Source organism: Mycoplasma sp. 480 (assembly GCF_051353065.1).
GTDB lineage: Bacteria > Bacillota_I > Bacilli_A > Mycoplasmatales > Metamycoplasmataceae > Mesomycoplasma_A.
The window spans coordinates 209,155-233,502 of record NZ_CP195722.1 but is presented as its reverse complement, the minus strand read 5'-3'; the positions used below and the strand labels follow the sequence as shown (position 1 = coordinate 233,502).

The following is a 24,348-nucleotide window of genomic DNA, read 5'->3' as shown; positions in this document are numbered from 1 at the left end:
TTTTATTTATTTTTCCATTATTTGTTTATAAAATATTTTTTTCATATAAGATTACTCTTAACTTATCTGCTTGTTCGTATTTTTTCTGTTCTTTTAGCTCTTTTCATTTATAATAAATTTCTTTAATTTCTTTATCTAATTGTAAATTTACATAATTAAAACCAAGTAGTCTATAAATTTCAAATAGAGTCGAAAAGTCTTTATTTTTCTGTATTTCACTTATTTCTTTATTTGCTTGTGCAAATTTAAATTCAAGAAATAAGTACATTATTTTTTCAACCTTAGAAGTATCAATTACTAAATTATTTTGTTCTAAAATAAATTGATAATATGATTTAGTTAATTGTTGAATTTTATTTTTATTAGAAATAATAAGTTCATCACTTAAATCAACAGGAGCAAAAATATTAGTTGTTAAAATAATATTTCTAAAAGTGTCAGTTCCGTGTAAAGAAGCAAAATCTTTCGCAAGCAAAATATTTCCTAAGGATTTAGACATTTTATGCCCGTTTTTATTAATAAAACCAGCATGAATTCATTCTTTGGCAATTGCTTTATTTGTTAAAGCAAAATGTTGTGCATTTTCATTTTCGTGATGGGGAAAAAGCAAATCAACACCACCAGCATGAATATCAATGGTTTTTTTATTAAAATAATAATAAATCATTGCACAACACTCTGTATGTCATCCTGGACGTCCTTGTCCAAATTCAGAATCGTATTTTATACCTAATTCTGTATTCTTTCATAAAGAAAAATCCTGTATATTTTTCTTTTTTCAAGAATTATCTTCTTCATTTTTCATATCTTCTAATTTGCGATTAGATAGACTTCCATAATTATTTATTGTTTTAACATCAAAAAAAACATTACCTTCACTTTTATAAGCATTTTTGTTATCTAATAATTCTTTAATGTAATTTTTAATTCAGTCTAGTTTATCTGTAATTTTTAAAATTTTAGTTGGTTTAACAACATTATAAATTTTAAATAACTTTAAATATTCTTGAAAATAAAATTCACTGATTTCTTTTTCACTTTTATTTTCTTCAATTGCTTTTTGTATGATTTTATCATCAATATCAGTGATGTTGTGAAGATAATTTATTTGGTAATTAAAGTATTTTTTAACTCTATTTAAAATATCTATAAAAACAAGAGAGCGCATATTTCCAATATGCACATGGTTATAAACTGTTGGACCACATAAATAAATATTTTCTTCTTTCATTTTATTGATATTCCTTATTGTTTAATTTTTTAGTTTTTTGGTCATAATCAGGACAGTATCTATATACTATATCTCAAAATTCTTTTGAATGATTAGGGACAAAACAATGAGCTAATTCGTGGTAAATTACTGAATCAATGATATCTTTGGAAAAAGGGGATAATGCTTCTGAAAAATAAATTTCTTTTCTAAAAATATGATTAGTACCTCAAGTAGATTTTTTAACTCTTACAAATACTCTATTTTGATGTTTTATTCCCATTTCTTTTTCGATGTTTGTTAATCTCACTAATAAATATTTTAATAACTCTCTTTTTCTAATTTCTTCTATATATTCTATTACTTGCTTTTTAGTTTTTAAGAGTCTTGGTTGAAAACCAGTTCTTAAAGGAACGAATTTATATTTTCCAAAAAATAAATCAAAAAGGCAATGAATTTTTTCTCCAAATAAATAAAAATATCTATTGTCTAAATCTATATCTTTTGTAAATAAAGTAGTTATTATTTTATCTTTATATTTATTAAAAAAAGGTCTAATAAATTCTATTAATTGTTCATCATCAAGTATTTTTTCATTTTTAACTAAAATAAAATCTTTTTTTAATGCTATTTTTTGGGTATTTGAAGTAGTTACTTCTTGCTCAACTTTAATTGCTAAATTATCAATTATTAATTCTCTTGATACTTTTTGTTTTTCTTTACTTTCCATATTTTACCTACTTGTTGAAAAAGATTTTAATGCTAAATAATCTTTTTTATTATTTGTTTGATATTTTTCAAAAGCTTCTTTAATAGCTTTTAGAGTTTCTGGGTTTATTCTTTCTTCTAATGAAGTGTTTATATCAAAAAGAATTTGATTGAGTTCATCTTCTAAGCAAATGATAACATAAGCTAACTCATTTTCGATTTCTAACCTTTGTGCTCTGTTTGAAAACACAATTAAAGAAAGAATAGGAAAATTTCCATCTAACATTTTTTTTATATGATAAATATGCTTATCATTTTGATAAATAGGATTAGAAATTTCAAAACTCTTATTTCCTAGGACTTTATTTAGTGTTTTTTCTGTTGAATTTCCTTTAATAACACCATTTATTGATTTTATTTCTACAATAATAATTGCTTTGTTTGTTAATAATATTCCATCAACTTCAAACAATTGATTATCATTGTATTTATACAAACTGCTTTCTAAAAAATAAAAATTATTTTTTTCTGCTCATTTTCTTAAAAGAAAATTAATATTTTTTTCTGCTTCTAAACCCAGTTGCTCTTGTTTAGACATTTTTTTAAAATATTTAAACCTTAAAAAAAGCAAAAAGAAAGTTATTAAAAGCATCAAAAACATACTTACACTAATTCCTGCAATTACCGATATTTGCTCTTGATTCATTTTTCCCCTTTATTTTTATTTAAATTATACTATTTTGTCTTTACAAATAAAAAGAAAAAGACAAGATAAATAAATATCTTGTCTAAAAATAATTTGTCAATAATTTTTCATTTTTATATAAAATTAAAAAATTATTCACTATTTTAATATTACTTTGTTATTTTTCTAAAGTAATTACTGTGTTTGTATCATATTTTAAGGAAGAAATACCTAATGAAGAAAAGTGTTTTTTCATTTCTAAAGTTGTACTTGTGTCATATGAAAATTTAAAGTTATAACGTGGGCTTACAGGTAATTCTGAATTACCTCATTTTTGTTTTTCAACTAATGTAGAAGTAGCAGTGAAAGTTTTACCTCCAACTTTTAAATTACCATTTTCATCTAATTCTTTTAATTCTAAAGTAAATTGTTTTGTACCATTGTCATGTTTAACTGGTGTTGCGTCTTTGTGTGATGCTGATGTATCTATTAATGATAAATCAAATTCAAAACCTTTATCGTTACTTAAAACTTTGTCAAATACAAATTTATATTTATCAAAATTTGTTGTTTGTGTTTTAAATGTTTTAGATTCTTCGCTAATTGATACCACTTTTTCTTCAGTAGCTGGTGTTTCAGGCGTTACTGTTGGTTTTTTAGTTTCTCCACATGAAACTACAAAAGCAAAACCTGTTAAAGCAGTAACACTTGTTCCTAGGGTTAAAAATACATTTTTTAAGTTTTTTTTCATTTTTCTCCTTATTTTTATTGTCTATAACAATATATTAAAAAAATAATTCTTCTTTTAATACAAATTAATTTTATAACTTTAAATTTTGAATTTGCAAAAAAAAAAAAAACATTCTTTTTTTATAAAAAAATGTCTTTTTTTGCTTTTTTGACTTTTAATCCAAGTAAAAAAATAATAGAATACATATCAATATTCTATTATTAATTTATTAAGTAAATAACTAAATTATTTATTTTTTAAAACGATTGTTGTATTTGTATCATATTTTAATGAAGAAATACCTAATGAACCAAAGTGATCTTTTGATGTTACATCACTTCCGTATGTAAAACTAAATTTGTAGTGATTCCCATCAGCAGTTGATGTTGCAGTAAATGTTTTACCATCTGTTTTAACTTTACCGTCAGCAGTAAGTTCTTTTAATTCTAAAGTAAATTGTTTATCTCCGTGCTTAACTGGTGTTGTGTCACTAGCTGTTGTGTCAACTAAATCTAAAACATATTCAAAACCAGTAGAAGTGCTTTTTGTTTTATCGAATTTAAAATCGTATTTTGCGAAGTCAGTTGTTTCTGTTTTAAATGTTTTTTCTGCTTCAGTTACAAACAAGTCATCTGCTACATCTGATTGTGTTGTCGGTTCATTTTCAGTTGGTTTTTTAGTTTCTCCACATGAAACTACAAAAGCAAATCCTGATAATGCTGCTGTTGCTGTTCCGAGTGATAAAAATATATTTTTTAAATTTTTTTTCATTTTATTCTCCTTAAAAAATTAATATATCTTAAATGATAACATAAAATAATTTTTTTCAAATTTTTTTATTTTTCTATTTTTAGTTTTTTGCTATATATAGTTTTTGCAAATAATTAAATATTATTGCAATTTATAATTTACTTTCCTAAACGATTGGTAAGAATTTTTCCTACAATAGTTCCGTCGTTTGTTGCAGTTGCTATTTGTCTAATTTCTTTTTGAGTTACATCTCCAATGGCATATATTCCTTTTTCTTTAGTTTCTTGAAAGTGATCCACTTTGATAAAACCATTTGGTTCTAAAATATTTAAGTCTTTTAAAAAACCGGTTGCAGGAATAAATCCAATGTATGGAAATAGTGAAGCAACTTTAATTGTTTGAATTTTACCATCAATTTCAACTTCTGCTTCTTCTAAAGATGTATTTCCTTTTAATTTTAAAACTTTAGAGTTAAAGTGAACTTTAACATTTGGTTTTGACATCAATTCATCAACAAGTCTTGGTTCTGCATTAAATTTAGCATCTCTTACAAAGATATTTACTTCTGAAGCAATAGAAGCTAAAAAAGAACCTTCTTCAACAGCTGAATTTCCACCACCTATAATAATAGATGGGTTTTTACCAAATAAAGGACCATCACAAATTGCACAATAAGAAACACCACGATGTTCAAATTCTAAAATCCCTTCAATATCCATTGGTTTTCTTTCGTTCATACCAGAAGCAACTACTACTGCTTTTGCTTTAATAATTTTATTATTTTTTAAGTGAATTTCTTTTTCAAACTCACTTAAAGATAATACTTTTTCTACTTCGCCATATAAATGCTCTGCACCATATTCTAAAGCATGTTCATACATTCTAAGAGCTAAATCAGCCCCCATTACAACTTTATCTCCTGGCCAGTTTTCAATTTTTGATTGTGCTACCATTTTTCCACCAGGAGCACCTTTTTCAATAATTGCAACTGATAAATTTCCTCTAGATGCATAAATTGCTGCTGTTAAACCAGCAGGACCTGCACCTATTATTGCTACATCATAAATTTTTTCCATTTTTATACCTTCTTTTTTTATTTTGTAATTTTAATTAATTCTTTTATAGTTTACTCAAGTAATGAAAAACATTTTTTCTTTTGTTTTCTCATATCTTTGAACTTTAGTTACTTTAATTCCTGCTTTACTTATTGAATATCTGTAATTTGAAAAAAATTGGTAATAAATTACAAATATAAGACCTACAACAATATAAATAATTGCTAAAACAAAGTAAAATACATATGATTCTTGTCTTAAAAATTCCATTGAAGATCTAACTACTCCATATCAAATTAAGTAGAAACCAGCAGTAACTCCAGGTTTTAATCAATTAAATAAATTGAATATTCAAACAATAATGATGTATCCAACAATTGATGTTAGAAACTCATAGAAAAATAAAGGTACTCTTAATGCTCCTTCTGTATTTACTGCATCGCTGATGAACATATTTCTAACAATTGTTTCACCAAGTCATAAAACAGTACTTCCATCAGCATCTATTTTTCCATAAACTTCATGGTTGGTATAGTTACCTCATCTACCAATTGCTTGTCCTATTAAAACAGCTGGTAAAATAATACTCATTGCTTTTCGATAATCAATTACATCTCTTTTAAAATATATATAAATTAAATCACAAACAGTTGAGAGAATAACACCTCACTGAATTGATAAACCACCTGATCTAATATTTCATCAAGTATGTTTTAAACTTTCTGCATTACCTGCAATAAGTTGTTCAAAAATAAATCCAAGTCTTGAACCAATGATTGAAGTTGGTATAGTAATCATAACCAAGATTGCTAAGTGATCAGTATTCATCTTTTCTCTTTTTCAGAAAAAGAAGATGGTTAAAATTGCTAAAATCATACCAAGCATAATCATTACACTATAAACAGGTAATCATGTCTGATTAAATAAATAATATGCTTCTCCTTCATTAAAAGCACGAGCATTTTTCAAATAATCAGGAAAATTAGGGTTATTTGGCATTACTTTTTATCCTTTCTTGTATTTTTTGAATAGGATCCAAACCATCTTGTTTAACTAGGTAAGAGTTAACAGCTGCTACCACTAAAGAAGAAGTTGTTCTTCCTTGTTTAACAGGTATTTGAATCTTTTGAATTGTTCCACCTAATATATTATAGTGCAATTCACTATTTCCCAATCTATCAAAGTTAATAGAGTTATCACTTAAAACTAACTCTAAAACTAAATCTATATCAAGTTTTTTTCTAATCATACTTGAACCATAAGTATGTCTAATATCTATTATTCCTATTCCCCGTACTTCTAATAAATCTTGAGTAATTGGGGAAGGTTTTCCAATAAACCTGGTTCCTAGTCTTGAAATAATAACAGTATCATCACTAACAAAAGTATGTCCATCTTGTATTAATTCTAATACTGCTTCTGATTTACCAACACCTGAAGAACCTACTATTAAAACACCAATTCCATTTATTATAATCGCACATCCATGTACCGCTTCTTTTTTAGCAAAATATTCTGATAAAAAACTCCCAATATTTGCAATTAAAGTGGATAAATGTTCTTCACTATTAGTAACTTGTACTGAAAATTGGTTGGCAATTTCAAGTACTTCATCATATAGTTTTTTAGAAAAACCAATTGACAACATTAGCAGTGGTGGATGTTGTCCTAAAACACGAATTAATGCATTTTTCCTTTCTGTTTGGTTTAAAGAAAGTAAAAATTCCGATTCATTTGTACCTCAAGCAACAATGTTTTTAGTTAAAGTTTCATTACTTACTGCCCCAGCAAGTAATAAACCCGCTCTATTAATAGAAGGTCTTTTGATTTCCCCTTCTGGAAAGTTGTTGATGGGATTTAAATTAAACTCATTTATTAAAAAAGAAATTTTAATGTTTTCCATTTTTCAAGACTCCTTTTAAATATTCACCTGTGAAAGAATTTTCGTTTTGAACAATTGCTTCTGGAGTTCCTGTTGCAACTATGGTTCCACCATTAACTCCACCACCTGGACCTAAATCAATTACATAGTCAGCTACTTTAATAATATCTAAATTATGTTCAATTACTAAAACAGTTTCACCGCTATCTGCTAATCTATTAAGAACTTTAATTAGTTTGGAAACATCAAGTGGATGTAATCCAGTACTTGGTTCATCAAGAACATAAAAAGTTTTTCCTGTAGGTTTTTTTTGTAAGAATTTAGCTAATTTTACTCTTTGTGCTTCACCACCTGAAAGAGTAGTTGCTGATTGTCCTAAAGTAATATAGTCAAGTCCAACATCTATTAGAGTTTTTAATTTACTTGCTATTTTAGGGCGATTTTCAAAAAATTCATAAGCATCTAGAACAGTCATATTTAGAACATCTGAAATATTTTTATTTTTATATTTAATTTCTAGAATTTCATTTTTATATCTTGTTCCATCACAGTGGTCGCAATTGATATAAACATCAGGTAGAAAATGCATTTCTATTTTTAGCATTCCATCACCTTGACATTTTTCACAACGACCATCAGAAGCATTAAAAGAAAATTTCCCTTTTAAATATCCACGACTTCTAGCTTCCTCTAAATTAGCAAAAACGTCTCTTATGTCGTCAAAAACACTTGTATAAGTTGCTGGATTTGATCTTGGAGTTCTTCCTATTGGTGATTGTGAAATTTTAATTAATTTATCGATATTATAATGTCCATTTAGTGATTGGTGTTTTCCAACTCTTACTTTTTCTTCAGAAGTCATATTTTCAAGTGCTTTAACTAAAATTTCATTAACTAAAGTACTTTTTCCAGAACCAGAAACCCCTGTAACTGCGATAAATTTACCTAATGGAAAATTAACATCAATATTTTTTAAGTTATTTTCTTTAGCTCCCTTTATAGAAATAAATTGCCCATTTCCTGCCCTTCTTTTATTAGGAATAGCAATAAAATTTTTACCTGATAAAAATTTTCCTGTTTCTGAAATTGGATTATTCATAATATCTTCTACAGTTCCCTCAGCAACTAGTTCTCCACCATTCCGACCTGCTAAAGGTCCTATTTCAATAATGTGATCTGCTTCTAAAATAGTTTCTTCATCATGTTCAACAACTATTAATGTATTACCAATTTCAACCATTTTTTTCAAAGAATTAATTAATTTACGATTATCTTTTTGATGTAAACCAATTGATGGTTCATCCAAAACATATAGAACACCAGTTAAATTTGAACCAATTTGTGTTGCTAACCTAATTCTTTGTGATTCTCCACCTGAAAGGGTTTCTGATTTACGATTTAAAGATAAATATTCTAATCCTACATTAACTAAAAAACTTAGTCTATCTTTTATTTCATTAACTAATAATTCAGCAACTTCTTTTTCAAAAGCATTAATTCTTAAATTTTGAACTTCTTTTAATGTATCTTCAATTGATAAGTTACAAAGTTCAAAAATATTTAAATCATTGATTTTTACAGCTAATGAGTAGCGATTTAATCTTGCTCCGCCACACTCATCACAATTGAATTCTGACATAAACTTCTTGTATCAATTACGAATATCTTCGCTGGAAGTTTCTAAATATTTTCTTTCAATTCTTTCTAAAAGTCCTTCAATTCTTCTTGTTCTATTGTATTTATTACCACTTTCAGATTTAATGGTATAACTAATTTCATGTTCTGAACCATATTTTAAGATATCTATTTGTTCATCAGAAAGTTCATTAATTGGTTTATTGATGTCTATATCATAATAGTTTAATAAAATTTCAAATTCTTTTCATTCAATAGATTTTCCATTAATTGGAAAAGGGAATAATTTGATTGCTCCTTCTTGAATTGAAAAGAATTTATTAGGAACTATTAAATCAAAATCCGCTCTTAAAATAACACCAATTCCTTTACATTTGTCACACATACCACTTGGTGAATTAAAAGAAAAATCCTTTGTATCAATGTGTGGCATATTAAAATCACCATATGGACAAGCTTGCTGCTTGAAAAAAGTAATTGTTTTTTGATTGAGAATTTCAACATTAACTATTCCTTGAGAATAATCAGCAGCTACATCAATGGATTCGGTAATTTTACCTCTATTTTTTTCTTCAATACTTAGTCTATCAACAACAATTTCAATGTTGTGTTTTTTATTTTTTTCTAATTTGATTTCATCTTCTTCAATTAGGAAAATTTTTCCATCAATTTTTAATCTTAAAAAACCTTCTCTCTTTAATTTTTCAATTAATTTTTCATGTGAACCTTTTTCATTTGAAACAACAGGAGAAAGGATATAAATTTTTGAATTTTCCAGAAAAGTAAAGATAGAATCAACAATGTCTTTGGTTTTTTGACTTGTAATTTCTATTTTGTGCTTTGGACAAAATGGTTTTCCTATTCTTGCATATAATAAACGTAAATAATCATATATTTCAGTAATAGTACCTACTGTTGAACGTGGATTATTATGAGTTGTTTTTTGTTCAATAGAAATGGCAGGAGAAAGTCCATCAATGGAAACAACATCAGGTTTTTTAGTTCCACCCAAAAATTGTCTAGCATATGAACTTAAAGAATCAACATATCTCCTTCTTCCTTCTTCATAAATTGTATTAAAAGCAAGTGATGATTTACCAGAACCAGAAACCCCGGTAAAAACAACTAACTTATTTTTTGGTATTTTTAGATTTATATTTTTTAAGTTATTTTCTTTTGCACCAACTATGGTAATAAAGTCTTGTGTATTTTTCATTTTTTAATTATACAAAAAATGTAATTTTTTTGTTTTTTTTAGTCTTTATAAATGAAAAAAATCTCTTTTTTTAAGTTTTTTAAATTTAGAAATGAAAAATAAAATCATCTGTCAAGCACTTTTACTTGACATTTTTTCAAAAAGTGGTAAAATTTATTTCATTATTAAAGCATTAAATAATTTAATAAAATAAATAAGTATAAAAAACAAGAAAGGAAAATATGGTAAAAATTAGATTAAAACGTTTAGGAAATAAATTCAATCCTATTTACAAAATTGTTGCTGCAGATGCAAGAGCACCAAGAGATGGAAGATTTATTGAAGTATTAGGACACTATAACCCAAGTTCTAAAGAATTAAAACTTGAAAAAGAATTAATTTTAAAATGATTAAACATTGGAGCAGTACCAACTGAAACTGTTAAAACTTTATTGAAAAAAGAATCAATTTTAAGCGAATTCGCTGCTTCTAAAAAAGCAAAATAGTATGAAAATTAACTTTTTGACACTATTTCCGAATTATTTCGAAATATTTAAAAGTGAATCTATAATTGCAAAAGCAATTGAAAAAGGAATCATCGAAATAAACATCATAGATATAAGAAAATTTTCACAAAATAAACACAAAAAAGTTGATGATCAAATTTTTGGTGGCGGTCATGGAATGCTTTTACAAATAGAGCCAATTGATTTAGCGCTGCAAACAGTTGGTGGTAAAAAAATTGTTATGAGCCCACAAGGAAAAGTTTTTAATCAACAAAAAGCAAGAGAATTATCTAAAGAAAAAGAGATAACAATAATTGCAGGTAGATATGAAGGTTTTGATGAAAGAATTATTGATTATTTAATTGATGAAGAAATTTCAATAGGTGATTATGTCTTGACGGGTGGAGAATTACCTGCTATGATAATTGCTGATTCTGTAATCAGATTGGTTGAAGGTGTTATAAAGGAAGAATCCCATTTAAATGATTCTTTTGAAAATGAAGGATTATTAGATTATCCACAATATACCAGACCTAGAAATTATAAAAATATGTTAGTTCCAGAAGTTCTTTTTAGTGGTCATCACAAAAAAATAGAAGAATGGAAAAAACAAAAACAAATTGAAAAAACTAAAAAAAATAGACCAGATATTTTAGAAAGGAAAGAAAATGCAAAATAAATTAATGGAAATTGTTGAAAGTTCACAATTAAGAACTGATTTACCTAAATTTAAACAAGGTGATAATGTTAAAGTTCACGTAAGAATTAAAGAAGGTTCAAAAGAAAGAATCCAAATTTTCGAAGGTTTAGTTATAGCAATGAAAAACGAAGGAACTAGAGAAACCTTTACTGTTAGAAAAGTTTCATACGGTATTGGTGTTGAAAGAACATTTCCTTTAAATTCGCCTACAATTTCTTCAATTGAAGTTGTTCGTTCAAATAAAGTTAGAAGAGCAAAACTTTACTACATGAGAGATAGAAAAGGTAAATCTGCTAGACTTAAAGAAATTAGAATTAAAAAATAATAAAACAAATATAGATGATTATTATATTATCTATATTTTTATTAAAGTTAAAATATGAAACCAAATTATTATGAAGAAATTATTGAAATAATTAACAAAGAAAAAGATCTTATAACTAAAAAAATATTAATTGAAACTGAATTAAGTGCCCCTTGAATTCCTGAAACTTACAAACAAAAATTTGAAAAAATGCTTTTTGAAACTAATCAAGAACTTCTTGGAAATACTAAAAAGTTCGAAACTAAAGGAATAATAGATATTTCTTTTAATGAACTGCAAACCACTTTAGAAAATGCTAATGAAGAAACTTTTAATGCTTGTTTAGAATTTATCAAATTAGCAAATACAGAGAAATATAGTTCAATTTTTGAATCAATATTCAATAGTAAAAAGTTAAGTTTGTTATCTAAAAACAAAATTTTGTTAATTTTGCTAGATAAAGAAGATAATTTAACTTTCAACTTTGAGTATGAAAATAAAAAAAAGCAAATTCAAACAAAAACATTCAATGAAAATTTTATATTGCCATTAGTAGATTCAATTAATGATTTTATTGAAACAACCTATAAAAAAGAAATGTTTAAAAAAGAGAAAGCTTATTCAATTTTTAGCAACTTTTTCCTAGAAAATCTTATAATTATAAATAGGTTCTCATTTGAATACATACAAAATGAAATTATACAAGGAGTAGAAAATGAAAAACAATAAAGAAGAAATATTTAAAAAACTAAAAGAATATATGGAAATAGAAGGTGTTTCTAGAAGAGAAGAAAAAGTAGCAAATAAACTAAAAAGCAACACTATGAGTGAAAATTTAAATTATGAATATGATAATTTTGGTTCACTTATTATCACCAAAAAAAATCATAATCAAGGACCTAAAATTATGGTTACAGCTCATATGGATGAAGTAGGTTATACTGTTCTTGATATTCTAGAAAACGGACAAGTTAGAGTTGCAACCATTGGTGGTATATGAGCTAATGTTATAATAGGAACAAAAGCAAAACTTGTAACTAGCGAAAATAAAGAATTTTACGGGGTTTTCGGTCATACTTCCATTCATATTTTGGAAAGAGATAAAATCCAAAAAGCCGTAACAACAAAAGATTTATTTGTTGATTTTGGTTTTAAGGATAAAAAAGAAGCTGAAGAACAAGGTGTGCAAGCTGGAGATATTATCTATATTCACGGTGAAACATTTAGATTATTTAATCAGGATTTAGTTGTTGGTAAAGCAATGGATAACCGTGCAGGTGTTACTGTTTTAGATTTTCTTGTTAATAATCTAAAAGATGAAAAATTAAATAATATACCATATTTTGTTGGAACAGTTCAAGAAGAAGTGGGAACTAGAGGTGCAAAAACTTCTGTTTCAAAAATAAATCCAGATATAGCAATTGCTATCGATACAACCGCTTCTCACGATACTTATCAAACTATCAGCGGAAGACAAAAATTAGGTGATGGAGTTGCAATTAGAGTTCAAGATCGTGGAACTATGATGGATCCAAAACTTATAGAAGTTTTAATGCAATTGGCTAAAAACAAAGGTATAAAAATTTATAAATTTGTAGCACAAGGCGGTGGAACAGATGCTACTGAATTACAATATGGAAAAGGTGGTGTTGCTACCGTAACAATCTCAATACCACAAAGATATTTACACTCTCCACTTGGAGTTTGTGATTTAAATGATTTACAAGCAGTAATTCAATTATTAACTGAATTTTTCAAATTTATGAATAATGAAGAATATAATAAAATACAATATAAATAAGGAGCAAAAATGAATAACAAAGAACAATTATTTTTAAGATTAAAAGAATACATGGAAATAGAAGGTGTTTCTAGATACGAAGACCAAGTTGTAGAAGCATTAAGAAAAAACACTAAAGATGCTAATGTAGAATATGCAAGAGATAGAATGGGAAGTGTTATTATAACTAAAAAAGATCATAATCATGGACCTAAAATTATGCTTGCTGCACATATGGATGAAGTTGGTTTTTCAGTTCTTGAAATTTTAGAAAATGGACAAGTTAGAGTTGTAACCATTGGTGGAGTATGACCTAATGTGGTAGTAGGAACAAAAGCTAAACTTATAACTACCGAAAATAAAGAATTTTACGGGGTTTTTGGTCATACTTCCATTCATATTTTGGAAAACGAAAAAATCCAAAAAGCTATAAACATTAAAGATTTATTTATTGATTTTGGTTTCAAAGACAAAAAAGAAGCTGAAGAACAAGGAATTCAAATTGGTGACAGAATCTATATGCATGGAGAAACATTTAGATTATTCAATCCTGACTTAGTTGCTGGTAAAGCGATGGATAACCGTGCAGGTGTTACAGTAATTGATCAAATCATTAACAGACTAAAAGATGAAAAATTACCAAATAGACCTTATTTTGTTGGAACAGTTCAAGAAGAAGTGGGAAGTAGAGGAGCAAAAACTTCTGTTTCTATAATTGAACCAGATATCGCTTTTGCAATTGATACTGGAGCTTCCCACGATACTTATCAAGCAATTACTGGAATTCCTAAATTAGGAGCAGGAGTTGCAATTAATGTTCAAGATTTTGAAACATTAATGGATCCAAAATTAGTGCAAATTTTAATGGATTTAGGTAAAAAACATAACATTCCAGTTTATAAATATGTAGCACAAGGTGGTGGAACAGACGCTGCAGAATTACAATATGGAAAAGGTGGTGTTCCAACAATTAGTTTATCAATTCCACAAAGATACTTACATTCACCTTTAGGAGTTGCTTCATTATTTGATATTGAAGCAATGATTAATTTAATGGTTGAATTTTTAAAAATATTTGATGAAAAAATGCTTGATTCTATTAGATATAAATAAAAATCAAAATTCTTCTTTTTAGGAGAATTTTTTATTTCTTTTTACATAAAAATTAATTTTAATTATATAATATAACTAATGGAGTAAATATATGAATAAAAAATTATTTTTTTTAAATACTGTTTTAGTTTCAACAATTCCTTTTTCTTTTGTTTCTTGTGTAAAAATTTTTGATTCTGAAAACCAAGAAATTAAAGAAGAAAAACAATATAGAATGCAAGATATTTATGAGTTTGGAAATTTGTTGAGTCAATATCAAGAAAATAATAATATAAAGAAAATTGAAGATCCGCATTTTATGATAAATTTAGAAAAATATAAACATTTTAATTATCAAAAAAAACCTTATGAAAAGCAAGCTTATCAAATTATAAAAAATGGTTATAAAATAATTTATTCTTTTAATGAATTACAAGAAAGTTTTTTAAACTTTTTTAACAAATCCTTTTGAGAAAATTTATACAATCAAAATCCAGAATTAGATAAAAATAATTATCATAGTTTGAGTAAAGAAGAAATTCAAGAAATAAATAAAAAAGAATTTGAAAAGCACTATTTAAACGGTGTAAGTTCAGAAAAATTTTTTGAAAATAATAATTTAATTTTGTCACAACCTTGATACTGAGGGATGTCTAGTGGTATTTATTATTCATACTTAATTCCTTTTTTTGAAAATCAGACAAATCAACTTATCTTGAAAAAAGTTCAAGCAATGGATTTGCCAATTAAAACAATAGACCTTGCCAATAGTCCTTACTTCAAATCAATATTAGAAATTTTAAAAATAGATAAAAATAAAAAAGTTGAAATAATAGATACTCCCATCGATCAAAAAGAAGCAGAAAGATTATTTGAATTTCTTAAGAAAAAATATGATGTAAATAATGATAAAAAAGAAAATTCATAGGACTTTAGGTTCTATGTTTTTTAAAATTAGTGTTAATTTACAGAAAAAACAAGTTTTTACAAAGGAAAATTGCTTTTTTTAGTAAAATTTTATTGCAAACATTTGTTTGTAGTTTCCTGACTGGGATAATTACCCAACCGGATGTAAAAGCCATCGTACTCATAGAGCATGATCGGGCGGAATTCCCGAGCCGACAGTAAAGTCTGAAGATAGTTATTACTAAATGTTATACTTTTTAATTTCAGTGAAACTTAATTTTTGAAAAGAGGAAAAAATGAAACATAAATTAGATTATTATGCTGCTAATTATTTTTTTAAAGCAAAGCAAATTATCGAAAAATTTAACCCGAATTCAATTGTTACTTTACAGTTCTTTCAAAGACATGATAATTCAATTTTAGGTGGAATGAACGAATCTTTAGAATTGCTAAAAAATAATACAGATACTTCTAAATATTCTATAAAATATTTACCTGAAGGTTCAATTATAAATAATAAAGAAGTTGTTCTTGAACTAGAAGGAGAATATAAATATTTTGGAATTTACGAAGGTATAATTGATGGAGTTTTAGCAAGAAGTACTTCTATTGCTACTAATGCAAAAAGATGTATGGAAGCAGCACCAACAAAAGAAATTGTCTTTATGGGAGATCGTTCAGACCATTATTCTAATCAAGAAAGGGATGGAATAGCTGTTGAACTTGCTGGTATAACTTCTCACTCCACAAATGCAGGAGCAAGAGGTAAAGAAGAAGTGGTTTTTGGTTCGATTCCACATGCATTAATACAGAATTTTAACGGGAATTTAGTTGAAGTAATGAAATATTACTATGAACTTTTTCCAGATGAACCATTAATAGCACTTGTTGATTTTCACAACGATGTTATTAGCGATTCTTTAGCAGTTTTAAAAGAATTTAAAGAAAAACTTTTCGGTGTAAGAGTTGATACTTCTAAAGCCGTTAGAGACAAGATGTTTAAAAATAATGAAAATGAATTTGGAGTTACTCCAAATCAAATTAAAAACTTAAGAAAAGCACTAGATGAAAATGGTGGAAAACATGTAAAAATAATTGTGTCTTCTGGTTTTGATCCTGAAAGAATAGCAATGTTTGAAAAAGAAAATACACCAGTTGATTCTTATGGAGTAGGTGAGTTTATGCTAACCATAAATAATACTTTCAGTGCTGATGCAACTAAAATTAATGGAAAATTATTAGCTAAAGAAGGAAGAAAATACTCTGAAAATCCAAGGTTAATAAAATTTAATTAAATATATGAATAAAAAAATAGTTTTAAATTCTTTAGGTTATGATTCTAACTTGTATATTTATCAAGATAAAAATATGTTTAATTATTCAGTTGATACAATATTATTAGGTAATTTCATAACTATAAATAGAAAAGTTAAAAATATTCTTGAAATAGGAACAAATAATGCTGCTTTATCTATTTTCATTTCTGAAAGGGATGAAAATATATTAATAGATGCTCTAGAAATTCAAGAAAAAGCCCTAAATTTAGCTAAAAAAAATGTTGTTCACAATAAAAAAGAAAAACAAATTAATTTAATTTTGAATGATTTTAATCTTTTTTATAAAGAACACAATAAAAATCAATTACAAAAATATGATGCAATAGTTTGCAATCCGCCTTTTTATAAAATAGACAAAAATACGCAAAAAACAAAGATAAATGAAGAATTACTGATTGCAACACATGAAATAAAATTAAACTTAGAACAAATTATTTTAGGAAGTTCCAAAATAATTAAAGAAAAAGGGTATTTAAGTTTTGTTTTACCTATAGAGAGACTTGTGGATTGTTTTGAATTATTGAGAAAATACAAATTCGAACCAAAAAGAGTTCAATTTGTATTACCAAGAGAAAATAAAAATCCTAAATTTGCTTTAATTGAATCTAGATTTCAATCTGGTTGGGGGACTTTTTTTGAAAAAAACATTTATTTACATATTAACGATAAAAGCAAACATGAATACAGAGATGAAGTTAAAGAACTTTATAAACCAATAAAAACAAGGAGATAAAATGAAAAAAACATTTTTTATTACAACGCCTATTTATTATCCTTCGGGGAATCTTCATATAGGACATTTATATACAACTACTCTTGCATGAGTTTTTGCAAACTACAAGAAAAATAGAAAATATGATGTAAAAATGTTGACTGGTTCAGATGAACATGGATTAAAAATACAACAAAAATCAAAAGAAAATAATCTAGAACCACAAAAATACGTTGATATGCAAGTTCAAAAATTTAAAGATCTTTGAGAATTAGCACAAATTGACTATGATTATTTTTCTAGAACCACAAACACAAATCATAAGGAAGTTGTTTTAAATGTATTTAATTCTTTACTTTCTAAAGGAATTATTTATAAAGATAAATATAAAGGTTTATACTCTGTTAGTTCCGAAGAATTTTTAACTATTACACAAGCTAAAGAAAAAAACGGTAAATTAGTTCATCCAGTTAGTGAAGATGAGTTAGTTGAAGTTGAAGAAGAATCTTATTTTTTTAAAATGTCTCAATTTCAAGAATGATTACTTGAATATTGAAAAAACAATGAAAACTTTATTTTTCCAAAACAAATAATAAAAGAATTAGAAAATAATTTCTTAGAAAAAGGATTAGAAGATCTCTCTGTTACAAGAATTTCTTTTGATTGAGGAATAAAACTACAAAACGATCCAAAACACGTCATTTACGTTTGATTAGATGCTTTATTTAATTATGTAAGTGCTCTTAATTTTAGTTTAAAAAATGATTCTGATTTTAAGAAATATTGAGAAAATGGAGATGAAATCGTTCATATAGTAGGTAAAGAAATAACAAGGTTTCACTGTATTTACTGACCAATTATGTTAAAATCAATGGATTTAAAACTACCTACCACAATTTTAAGTCATGGTCTTATTAGAGATGCTAATGGTATTAAAATGTCCAAAAGTTTAAACAACGTAGTTGATCCTATTGAATTAATTAACAAATATGGAGCAGAACCAGTAAAATACTACTTATCTACACAAATTATTATGGGACATGATGCTAATTTTGATGAAGAACAATTCAAAAATGTTTACAACTCTCATTTAGCTAATAATTTTGGAAATTTATTATCAAGAACAATCGCAATGATTCACCAATCTTTTAATGTACCATTAAAATATAAAAAAGAACAACTAACAGACTTAGAACAAGAAATTTTTTCTGAAATACTTAATACCAAAAAAGAATTTTGCAATGAAATGGACTCTTTTAAAATTGATAAAGCTTATAAAGAAGTTTTTAATCTATCAAAAAAATTAAATGGTTATATTGATTTAACTCTTCCATGAACTTTAAAAGATAATAAAGAAAGATTGGAAGTTGTTTTAAATACTCTTTTAAACGGAATTTATGCTATAACTTGCTTTATGTCTTCTATTTTAAAAAACAAAGCGAATTTAGCTCTTCAACAATTAAATATTGAGTCAATTGATTTTGATAATATAGGAAAATGAGAACTTTTTGATAATACACTAACTCAAAAAGGTGAAATACTTTTTGAAAGAATTAAATAATAAATTCTATAAAATTTTTATATTTGGTTAAAACTAAATTGGCATATATTAATGAATTTGGAACTATTTTCAAATTACTATTTTGAGATAAACGAACATTAAAAACATTGTTTTTAATGTTTTTTATTTCCTTTATAAATAAAAGCGTTTCTTTATCTTCATCTTTTAAATAAGGTTTTTTTACTATAATATAACTACTTTTTTTAATAGATAAAAAAGTGTTTGTATCTATCTCAAAATTTAATTCTTTCTTATTATTTACTGTAATAGAAATAGGAATTTGCTCATTTTCTTTTATATTTGTTATTAAAAATATAGAAATAATAAATATAAAAAATAAAAGTATAGATAAAAATATTATTAAATTATTTTTCTTTGTCAAGATCAAAAATCTCACTTTCATTTAAATATTTGTTAGAATGAGAAACTTCTATAAAAATTGCTTCTTTTTGAAAATTTAAAATTATTTTCTTTAAAATTTCAAAATTTTCCATTGATATATTTTCAAAAGCTTCATCCAATAAAATCAAATCGAATTCTTGACACAAAAGCTGTAAGATAGATATTATTTGTTTTTGTCCTTCTGAAAAATTAACCCAATTTTCCTTTATTTCTGTTTTTAAATCTATTTGTCATTTAATAAATAATTTATCCAATTCATAAAAACTATAATTGTTTAGAAAAGTATCAACTTTTTGTGGATTATATTTAGTAATATAACCAAATACATCTATACTAGATGAAAAACTTTCCTTATTAATATAAATTATCTTTTTTCTTAATTCACTTTTATCAAAATGTAAAATTGGTAAATTATTTATTTTAAAATTTGATTCTAAATCTAAATTTAAAATTTTCAATAAAGTAGATTTTCCTGAACCATTTTGCCCTTTTAAAATTAAATTATTATTGATTTCTAAATTATTAATTTTTAATATTGATTTAATATTATTAGGTTTATAATCTATATTTTCAAGTTGAATAGACTTTATTTTTTCAATTAAATGAGTACCATTTTTTTCTTTTTCAATAAATAAAATGAATTTTAATAAATCATACTCTTCTAAAAAAATTGGATAATACACTATTAAATCTGAAATACTATTCAAGGGATTTACAAAAGCAGCAAAAAAAGTTATAAATAAAATCATATCACCGAGTTTGAATTCCCCTTTTATAACAAATAAAGCACAAATAAAAGTTAGTATTATTGGTAAAAACTCAATTAAAAATTTTTGGAAATTTTTAAAAATAAAATTAATTTTTCATAAGTGAAAATCTTTTTCTTTCAGTTTTTTATATTTGCTTTCAAAATCTTTATTAATCATTTTGTAAAAATCTTCTTTTTTTAGTTTATCAAAATTTGTAATTACTTTATAATAACTAGAATTTAATGAAGCATTGCTTTTTAAAATATCATTATATTTTGAATTAACTACTTTTTTCTCTATAAAGGAAAACATAAAGAAAATAAAACCTATTAAGAAAGTTATCAAGAATAATTTTCAATTTAAAAACAAAATAATGAAAAATGCAAAGATAAAAGTAGAAATTTCGGAAACTAATGTAAAAGCAAAGTTGGATATAAAAGAAGCAAAACTTGGTATTATATTAAATCTTTTTATATAGTCTGAAGTATCTAATTTAAATAATTGTGAGTTCTGAGCACTTTTAAGAGAAAAAATAAAATTTTTCATAATGTTTTCTTCTATGACCATCTGCAAATTTTTTAAAAATAAGCTTTTTAAGATGTTTTGCAAAAATCTAAATAACAAAATTCAACCAAAAACAATAGTTAACTTAATCAAAATGCTAATATTATTAAAATAAATTGCTTTATTTATAACGTTTTTTAAAAAGAAAGAACTAGAAAAAGTAAGGATTGAACAAACTATAATTAACAAAAAAATAGTAATACTTTTTTCGTTTCAAATATACAAAAATAAAGGATTTTTCTGTTTAATTGCTTTTGTTTTAGGATCAAAAATTTTTTCTGTTGTAAGAATTATATTTACAAATATTTTTTTAAAAAATTCAATTTCTATTTTTCTTTTACCTACAAGCGGATCTAGTAAATAAACAAAATTTTTATCTATTTTTAAAAAGATTACATAGTGATTTAACTCGCCTTCGTTTATTAAAATAATAGAAGGTTTCTCTGATTTTAAATTTGAAAGTGCTTCAAAATCAATATGAAATGCTTCTAATTTTATTCCGTGTTTTTCTGAAAGTGTTTGCAGATTTTTTATCACTATTCCATCTTGATTATAAAAGGTTTCTTTTTTTAAATCAGATAAATTTATCCATTTTGAGTGGTAATAATGATAAAGTGATTGCAAAACTACTAGTCCACAGTCCTTTATATCTTCTTGTTTCCTTATTTTCATATTTAATATTTCCAAAAAAGAAGATTTATACTTCAAAAAGGAAAAAATTAGGAAAAATAGGTATTTTTTCTCAGATAACAATGTGTTATAATTATTAATTATGTTAATAAATAAAAGTCAAAAAAATATAAATGTATCTTTAGATCATACACAAAAAAAATTAAAAAATAGAATGGTGTTTTACTCTCTATTATGACTAACTTTTGGATTAGCAGTTATATTTTTACTTTCCTATGCAACAATTGCTATAGAAGCAGTAAAAACAGCTTATTTAAATTTAATATTTAGATTAGCTGTTTCTAATCTTTACTGATTAATTCACTTAGTCATAATTTTAGTATGTTTTGCATTAATAAGTTATCTAGCTCGCAATAGTGAAACGAAAAATATATTTTTATTAGTTGCAGCTTATATTGTTACTATACTACTTCAATCATTTTGAATACCTATCATTATTTTACAAGTAGTCAACACAGAACAAGCTAATGCAATTTCATATATATTATTAGCTATGTTAATTCCTACTTTATCAATTGCGGTTTTTGGATTTTTAGGATATTTCAATATAATTGATTTTTCTAAATGAAGAATATTTGTTTATATTGGTATTGTTATGATGTTAGTTTTATCTATAATTACTTGATTTATTTCTAACAACGTTATTATTACAGTAATTTCAGTAATAAGTATAGCTGTTTCTTGAATTTTAATAGGATTCAACTTTAACATAATTCAAAGAGAAGCTTCAATTATCATTTCTACAAATTTTGACGAACAAGAAATAAAATCAATAATGTTAAAAAGATCTTTACTTTTTGGTTTAAACCTACTTTTATCATTTATAAGAATCTTTTTGGACATGTTGTTTATACTTAGACGTTAAAAAGAAATATCGACTAGATATTTCTTTTTTTATTCTAAAACAACTATTTTTCCTTTATAAAAGTTATTTTTTATCAAATAATTTTAAATAATTTCCATAACCTTCTTTTTCCATTTCATATTTAGGGATAAAACGTAAAGATGCTGAATTAATGCAATATCTTAATCCGCCTTTATCTTTAGGCCCATCAGTAAAAACATGTCCTAAATGAGAATTAGCATTTTTACTTTTTACTTCTACTCTAATCATATTGTGAGAAAAATCATTGTGTTCAGTAATGATATCTTCTTCAATAGGTTTGGAAAATGCAGGTCAACCACAACCAGAATCATATTTATCATCAGATTTAAATAAAGGAGTCCCATCTACTATATCCACATAAATACCTTCTTCAAAATGCTTATCATATTTATTTGTAAATGGTCTTTCAGTATAACCTTCTTGTGTAACTTTATATTCAAGATCACTTAATTCTTTTAATCTTTTTTCTTTATCTATTTTTTCCATTGTTCCTTCTTTCTTTTTTTATTATAGAACAAAAATGTTCAATATATACAAAAAATATTGTTAAAATACTATTTTTGAAATTTTCTTAAATTTCACACCAAGAAAGGTATATAATGAAAATATAAAAATAAAAGGGAGATTCTTTTCAAATGAAATTAAAACAAATTCATCTATTTAGTTTATATTCAATTATATTTAAATTAACTTTTGTGATTTGTTTCATATTATCTTTTTTATCTTTATTTGACAAAATTAGCACAAGAATTATTACTTTAATATTTTTATTTTTTACTTGATTTTATTGTTTTGTAGTCATGGTATTTTTATTTTTTTATCAGTGATTATGAATTTCTAAAATGAATAAAAAAGTAAATAAATTCTTGTTTTCTTTATTTCCTTTAATATTTTATATAAAAAACAAAAATAATATTGATTTTGAATTTGATAAAAAATGAAATATTAAAAAATATATACAAAACTTTTTTATCTTCTTTGGTTTGCTCTTTTTAATAATTGTTATTCTTTTTGCAATAGGAACTTTTTTGCCAAATCCTATAAATAAAGATTCTATTTACTTATCAGGAATATTGGGTTCTTTATTACCTATGAGTATAATTTTAATAGTTATTGTACCGGTTGAATTATTAAATCATAAACAAATTAAAAGATAATTAATTAGTCAAAAAATTTCCATTTATGCTTTTGTAAGTATAAATGGATTTTTTATCTCAACTTTCCCAGTTAATGGCAAAAAAAACAAAAATTAACTATTTTTTAATTTATTTTTAACTTTTTCCTTTTTCTTTATACCATTTTTATTTATCATCTTAAATAAAATTCAATTATTCAAAATGGTTTTTTGGGGAAAATTTTGTTTTTTTTTTTTTTTGTATAATACTATTTGAAAGTGAAATATATTAATAAAAAAAGAATTTAAAAAATATCAAATTCAATATAACTTATATAATTCTATATTTTTAAACTTTCAGAATAAAATATAAAAGGGAGATTATTTTTGCAAACAATTAATTTAAAAGAAAAATTCAAGAACTTAAAGAATTTTTCTATTATTAACTTAGTATTATCCTTTTCAGGAATAATTCTTTTCATAGTAGGTTTAGTTATTGCAGCAGGAACAGTAGAAAAATCAAAAGTTGCTGCTGAAGTAGCATTAGTAGGTACAACTCTAATAATGTCTATTGTTACAATGATTGCTAATATAGTTATTTTAATTTTAACAATTCTTGGATTTACTAATGCATTACAAGTAAAAAATGCAACTAACGGACTTAACAAAAAATACTTTATTATTTGATTATCTGCAATGATATTAATTATTACAAACGGATTTATTTCATTTATCCCTGTTGTGGGACAAATATTAGGTATTATTTTCTCATTCTGACCAATAATTGTTTATATTTTAACAATTATTTGATTAAAAGAAATGAAAAAGAAGTAATCTAAAAACTAAAAGTTAATATGAAAATATTAACTTTTTTCCCAGTTTCCCAGTTAATAGCAAAAAGACAAAATCAACCATTTTTTTGGTTGATTTTATTGTTTTTGTTTTTTCTTTATACCATTTTTGATAAAACTCTTTTTATATCGTATCAATACTTGATATTATCGTTGTTTTCATCGGTTTTATAATTTAAAGTTTCTACTTTAATTATTTCACCTTTAAATTCAGTTACAACACTTGTTTGAGAGTTGAATGCTTCAATGAATTTATCATTTGTTATTTTATCTACAAGTCCATTTTCTTTATAAAATTTATTTATTAAGAAAATGGAATATTTCAATACAACTAATGCTAAAAA

General features: G+C 24.8%; 26 protein-coding genes. 13 read left to right on the top strand and 13 right to left on the bottom strand.

Annotated elements, in window-relative coordinates:
* Positions 1–25: 25 nt before the first annotated feature.
* The 9 genes from cysS to uvrA all read right to left on the bottom strand — a co-directional run bounded on the left by cysS (position 26) and on the right by uvrA (position 9,871).
* A complete protein-coding gene (gene cysS, locus ACR34G_RS01075; protein WP_436358939.1) occupies positions 26–1,231 on the bottom strand; it encodes a cysteine--tRNA ligase in 1,206 nt (401 codons plus the stop codon).
* Position 1,232: 1 nt separating this feature from the next.
* The gene (locus ACR34G_RS01070) at positions 1,233–1,940 is read right to left on the bottom strand and encodes a M48 metallopeptidase family protein (protein ID WP_436358938.1); all 708 of its coding nucleotides are present in this window, start codon (positions 1,938–1,940) and stop codon (positions 1,233–1,235) included.
* A 3-nt stretch (positions 1,941–1,943) separates the two neighbouring features.
* Positions 1,944–2,624, bottom strand: a complete 681-nt coding sequence (locus tag ACR34G_RS01065; protein WP_436358937.1) for a nuclease-related domain-containing protein — start codon at positions 2,622–2,624, stop codon at positions 1,944–1,946.
* A gap of 157 nt (positions 2,625–2,781) precedes the next feature.
* Positions 2,782–3,354 carry a hypothetical protein gene (locus ACR34G_RS01060; RefSeq protein WP_436358936.1) on the bottom strand — a complete coding sequence of 191 codons (573 nt, stop codon included), beginning with the start codon at positions 3,352–3,354 and terminating at the stop codon, positions 2,782–2,784.
* A 225-nt stretch (positions 3,355–3,579) separates the two neighbouring features.
* Positions 3,580–4,104 (bottom strand): hypothetical protein, encoded by a 525-nt coding sequence (locus ACR34G_RS01055; RefSeq protein WP_436358935.1) that lies wholly within the window; start codon positions 4,102–4,104, stop codon positions 3,580–3,582.
* 137 nt (positions 4,105–4,241) lie between these two features.
* On the bottom strand, positions 4,242–5,159 hold the full coding sequence (locus ACR34G_RS01050) for an NAD(P)/FAD-dependent oxidoreductase (RefSeq protein WP_436358934.1): 918 nt from the start codon (positions 5,157–5,159) through the stop codon (positions 4,242–4,244).
* 30 nt (positions 5,160–5,189) lie between these two features.
* Positions 5,190–6,137: a prolipoprotein diacylglyceryl transferase gene (gene lgt / locus ACR34G_RS01045; RefSeq protein ID WP_436358933.1), complete on the bottom strand. Its 948-nt coding sequence runs from the start codon at positions 6,135–6,137 to the stop codon at positions 5,190–5,192.
* Complete coding sequence (gene hprK / locus ACR34G_RS01040) at positions 6,127–7,041, bottom strand: HPr(Ser) kinase/phosphatase (RefSeq protein ID WP_436358932.1); 915 nt, start codon at positions 7,039–7,041, stop codon at positions 6,127–6,129. Before hprK ends, lgt begins: the two co-directional genes overlap by 11 nt.
* On the bottom strand, positions 7,028–9,871 hold the full coding sequence (uvrA, locus tag ACR34G_RS01035; protein WP_436358931.1) for an excinuclease ABC subunit UvrA: 2,844 nt from the start codon (positions 9,869–9,871) through the stop codon (positions 7,028–7,030). Before uvrA ends, hprK begins: the two co-directional genes overlap by 14 nt.
* 221 nt (positions 9,872–10,092) lie before the next feature.
* Here uvrA and rpsP point away from each other — a divergent pair, with 221 nt between their 5' ends.
* The 10 genes from rpsP to metG all read left to right on the top strand — a co-directional run bounded on the left by rpsP (position 10,093) and on the right by metG (position 18,748).
* Positions 10,093–10,356 (top strand): 30S ribosomal protein S16, encoded by a 264-nt coding sequence (gene rpsP / locus ACR34G_RS01030; protein WP_436358930.1) that lies wholly within the window; start codon positions 10,093–10,095, stop codon positions 10,354–10,356.
* A gap of 1 nt (position 10,357) precedes the next feature.
* Positions 10,358–11,035 carry a tRNA (guanosine(37)-N1)-methyltransferase TrmD gene (trmD, locus tag ACR34G_RS01025; protein WP_436358929.1) on the top strand — a complete coding sequence of 226 codons (678 nt, stop codon included), beginning with the start codon at positions 10,358–10,360 and terminating at the stop codon, positions 11,033–11,035.
* Positions 11,025–11,381: a 50S ribosomal protein L19 gene (gene rplS, locus ACR34G_RS01020; RefSeq protein WP_436358928.1), complete on the top strand. Its 357-nt coding sequence runs from the start codon at positions 11,025–11,027 to the stop codon at positions 11,379–11,381. The genes trmD and rplS overlap by 11 nt, the downstream gene beginning before the upstream one ends.
* A gap of 54 nt (positions 11,382–11,435) precedes the next feature.
* Positions 11,436–12,089 carry a hypothetical protein gene (locus ACR34G_RS01015; RefSeq protein WP_436358927.1) on the top strand — a complete coding sequence of 218 codons (654 nt, stop codon included), beginning with the start codon at positions 11,436–11,438 and terminating at the stop codon, positions 12,087–12,089.
* Positions 12,076–13,161, top strand: coding sequence for a M42 family metallopeptidase (locus ACR34G_RS01010; protein ID WP_436358926.1), 1,086 nt, complete (start codon positions 12,076–12,078; stop codon positions 13,159–13,161). The genes ACR34G_RS01015 and ACR34G_RS01010 overlap by 14 nt, the downstream gene beginning before the upstream one ends.
* A 9-nt stretch (positions 13,162–13,170) precedes the next feature.
* Entirely contained in the window at positions 13,171–14,253 is a 1,083-nt protein-coding gene (locus tag ACR34G_RS01005; RefSeq protein ID WP_436358925.1) for a M42 family metallopeptidase, read from the top strand.
* Positions 14,254–14,344: 91 nt separating this feature from the next.
* Positions 14,345–15,160: a hypothetical protein gene (locus tag ACR34G_RS01000; protein ID WP_436358924.1), complete on the top strand. Its 816-nt coding sequence runs from the start codon at positions 14,345–14,347 to the stop codon at positions 15,158–15,160.
* A gap of 274 nt (positions 15,161–15,434) precedes the next feature.
* Positions 15,435–16,433 (top strand): nicotinate phosphoribosyltransferase, encoded by a 999-nt coding sequence (locus ACR34G_RS00995; RefSeq protein ID WP_436358923.1) that lies wholly within the window; start codon positions 15,435–15,437, stop codon positions 16,431–16,433.
* A gap of 4 nt (positions 16,434–16,437) precedes the next feature.
* Positions 16,438–17,208: a tRNA1(Val) (adenine(37)-N6)-methyltransferase gene (locus ACR34G_RS00990; protein WP_436358922.1), complete on the top strand. Its 771-nt coding sequence runs from the start codon at positions 16,438–16,440 to the stop codon at positions 17,206–17,208.
* 1 nt (position 17,209) lies between these two features.
* The gene (metG, locus tag ACR34G_RS00985; protein ID WP_436358921.1) at positions 17,210–18,748 is read left to right on the top strand and encodes a methionine--tRNA ligase; all 1,539 of its coding nucleotides are present in this window, start codon (positions 17,210–17,212) and stop codon (positions 18,746–18,748) included.
* Here metG and ACR34G_RS00980 read toward each other — a convergent pair.
* Together ACR34G_RS00980 and ACR34G_RS00975 are read right to left on the bottom strand one after the other, a co-directional pair.
* Entirely contained in the window at positions 18,741–19,151 is a 411-nt protein-coding gene (locus ACR34G_RS00980) for an MAG1140 family protein (RefSeq protein WP_436358920.1), read from the bottom strand. The genes metG and ACR34G_RS00980 overlap by 8 nt on opposite strands.
* On the bottom strand, positions 19,114–21,135 hold the full coding sequence (locus tag ACR34G_RS00975; RefSeq protein ID WP_436358919.1) for an Mbov_0121 family peptidase domain-containing ABC transporter: 2,022 nt from the start codon (positions 21,133–21,135) through the stop codon (positions 19,114–19,116). The genes ACR34G_RS00980 and ACR34G_RS00975 overlap by 38 nt, the downstream gene beginning before the upstream one ends.
* Positions 21,136–21,235: 100 nt before the next feature.
* On the opposite strand from ACR34G_RS00975, the gene ACR34G_RS00970 reads away from it, so the two are divergent.
* Positions 21,236–22,018, top strand: coding sequence for an MAG0110 family membrane protein (locus ACR34G_RS00970; protein WP_436358918.1), 783 nt, complete (start codon positions 21,236–21,238; stop codon positions 22,016–22,018).
* 63 nt (positions 22,019–22,081) lie between these two features.
* Here the strand turns inward: ACR34G_RS00970 and msrB are convergent, their stop codons facing one another.
* Positions 22,082–22,525, bottom strand: coding sequence for a peptide-methionine (R)-S-oxide reductase MsrB (msrB, locus tag ACR34G_RS00965; protein ID WP_436358917.1), 444 nt, complete (start codon positions 22,523–22,525; stop codon positions 22,082–22,084).
* 356 nt (positions 22,526–22,881) lie between these two features.
* On the opposite strand from msrB, the gene ACR34G_RS00960 reads away from it, so the two are divergent.
* A complete protein-coding gene (locus tag ACR34G_RS00960; protein WP_436358916.1) occupies positions 22,882–23,196 on the top strand; it encodes a hypothetical protein in 315 nt (104 codons plus the stop codon).
* 344 nt (positions 23,197–23,540) lie between these two features.
* Positions 23,541–23,987 carry a hypothetical protein gene (locus ACR34G_RS00955; RefSeq protein WP_436358915.1) on the top strand — a complete coding sequence of 149 codons (447 nt, stop codon included), beginning with the start codon at positions 23,541–23,543 and terminating at the stop codon, positions 23,985–23,987.
* A 115-nt stretch (positions 23,988–24,102) separates the two neighbouring features.
* Here ACR34G_RS00955 and ACR34G_RS00950 read toward each other — a convergent pair whose 3' ends face one another.
* Entirely contained in the window at positions 24,103–24,330 is a 228-nt protein-coding gene (locus tag ACR34G_RS00950; RefSeq protein ID WP_436358914.1) for a hypothetical protein, read from the bottom strand.
* Positions 24,331–24,348 lie beyond the last annotated feature (18 nt).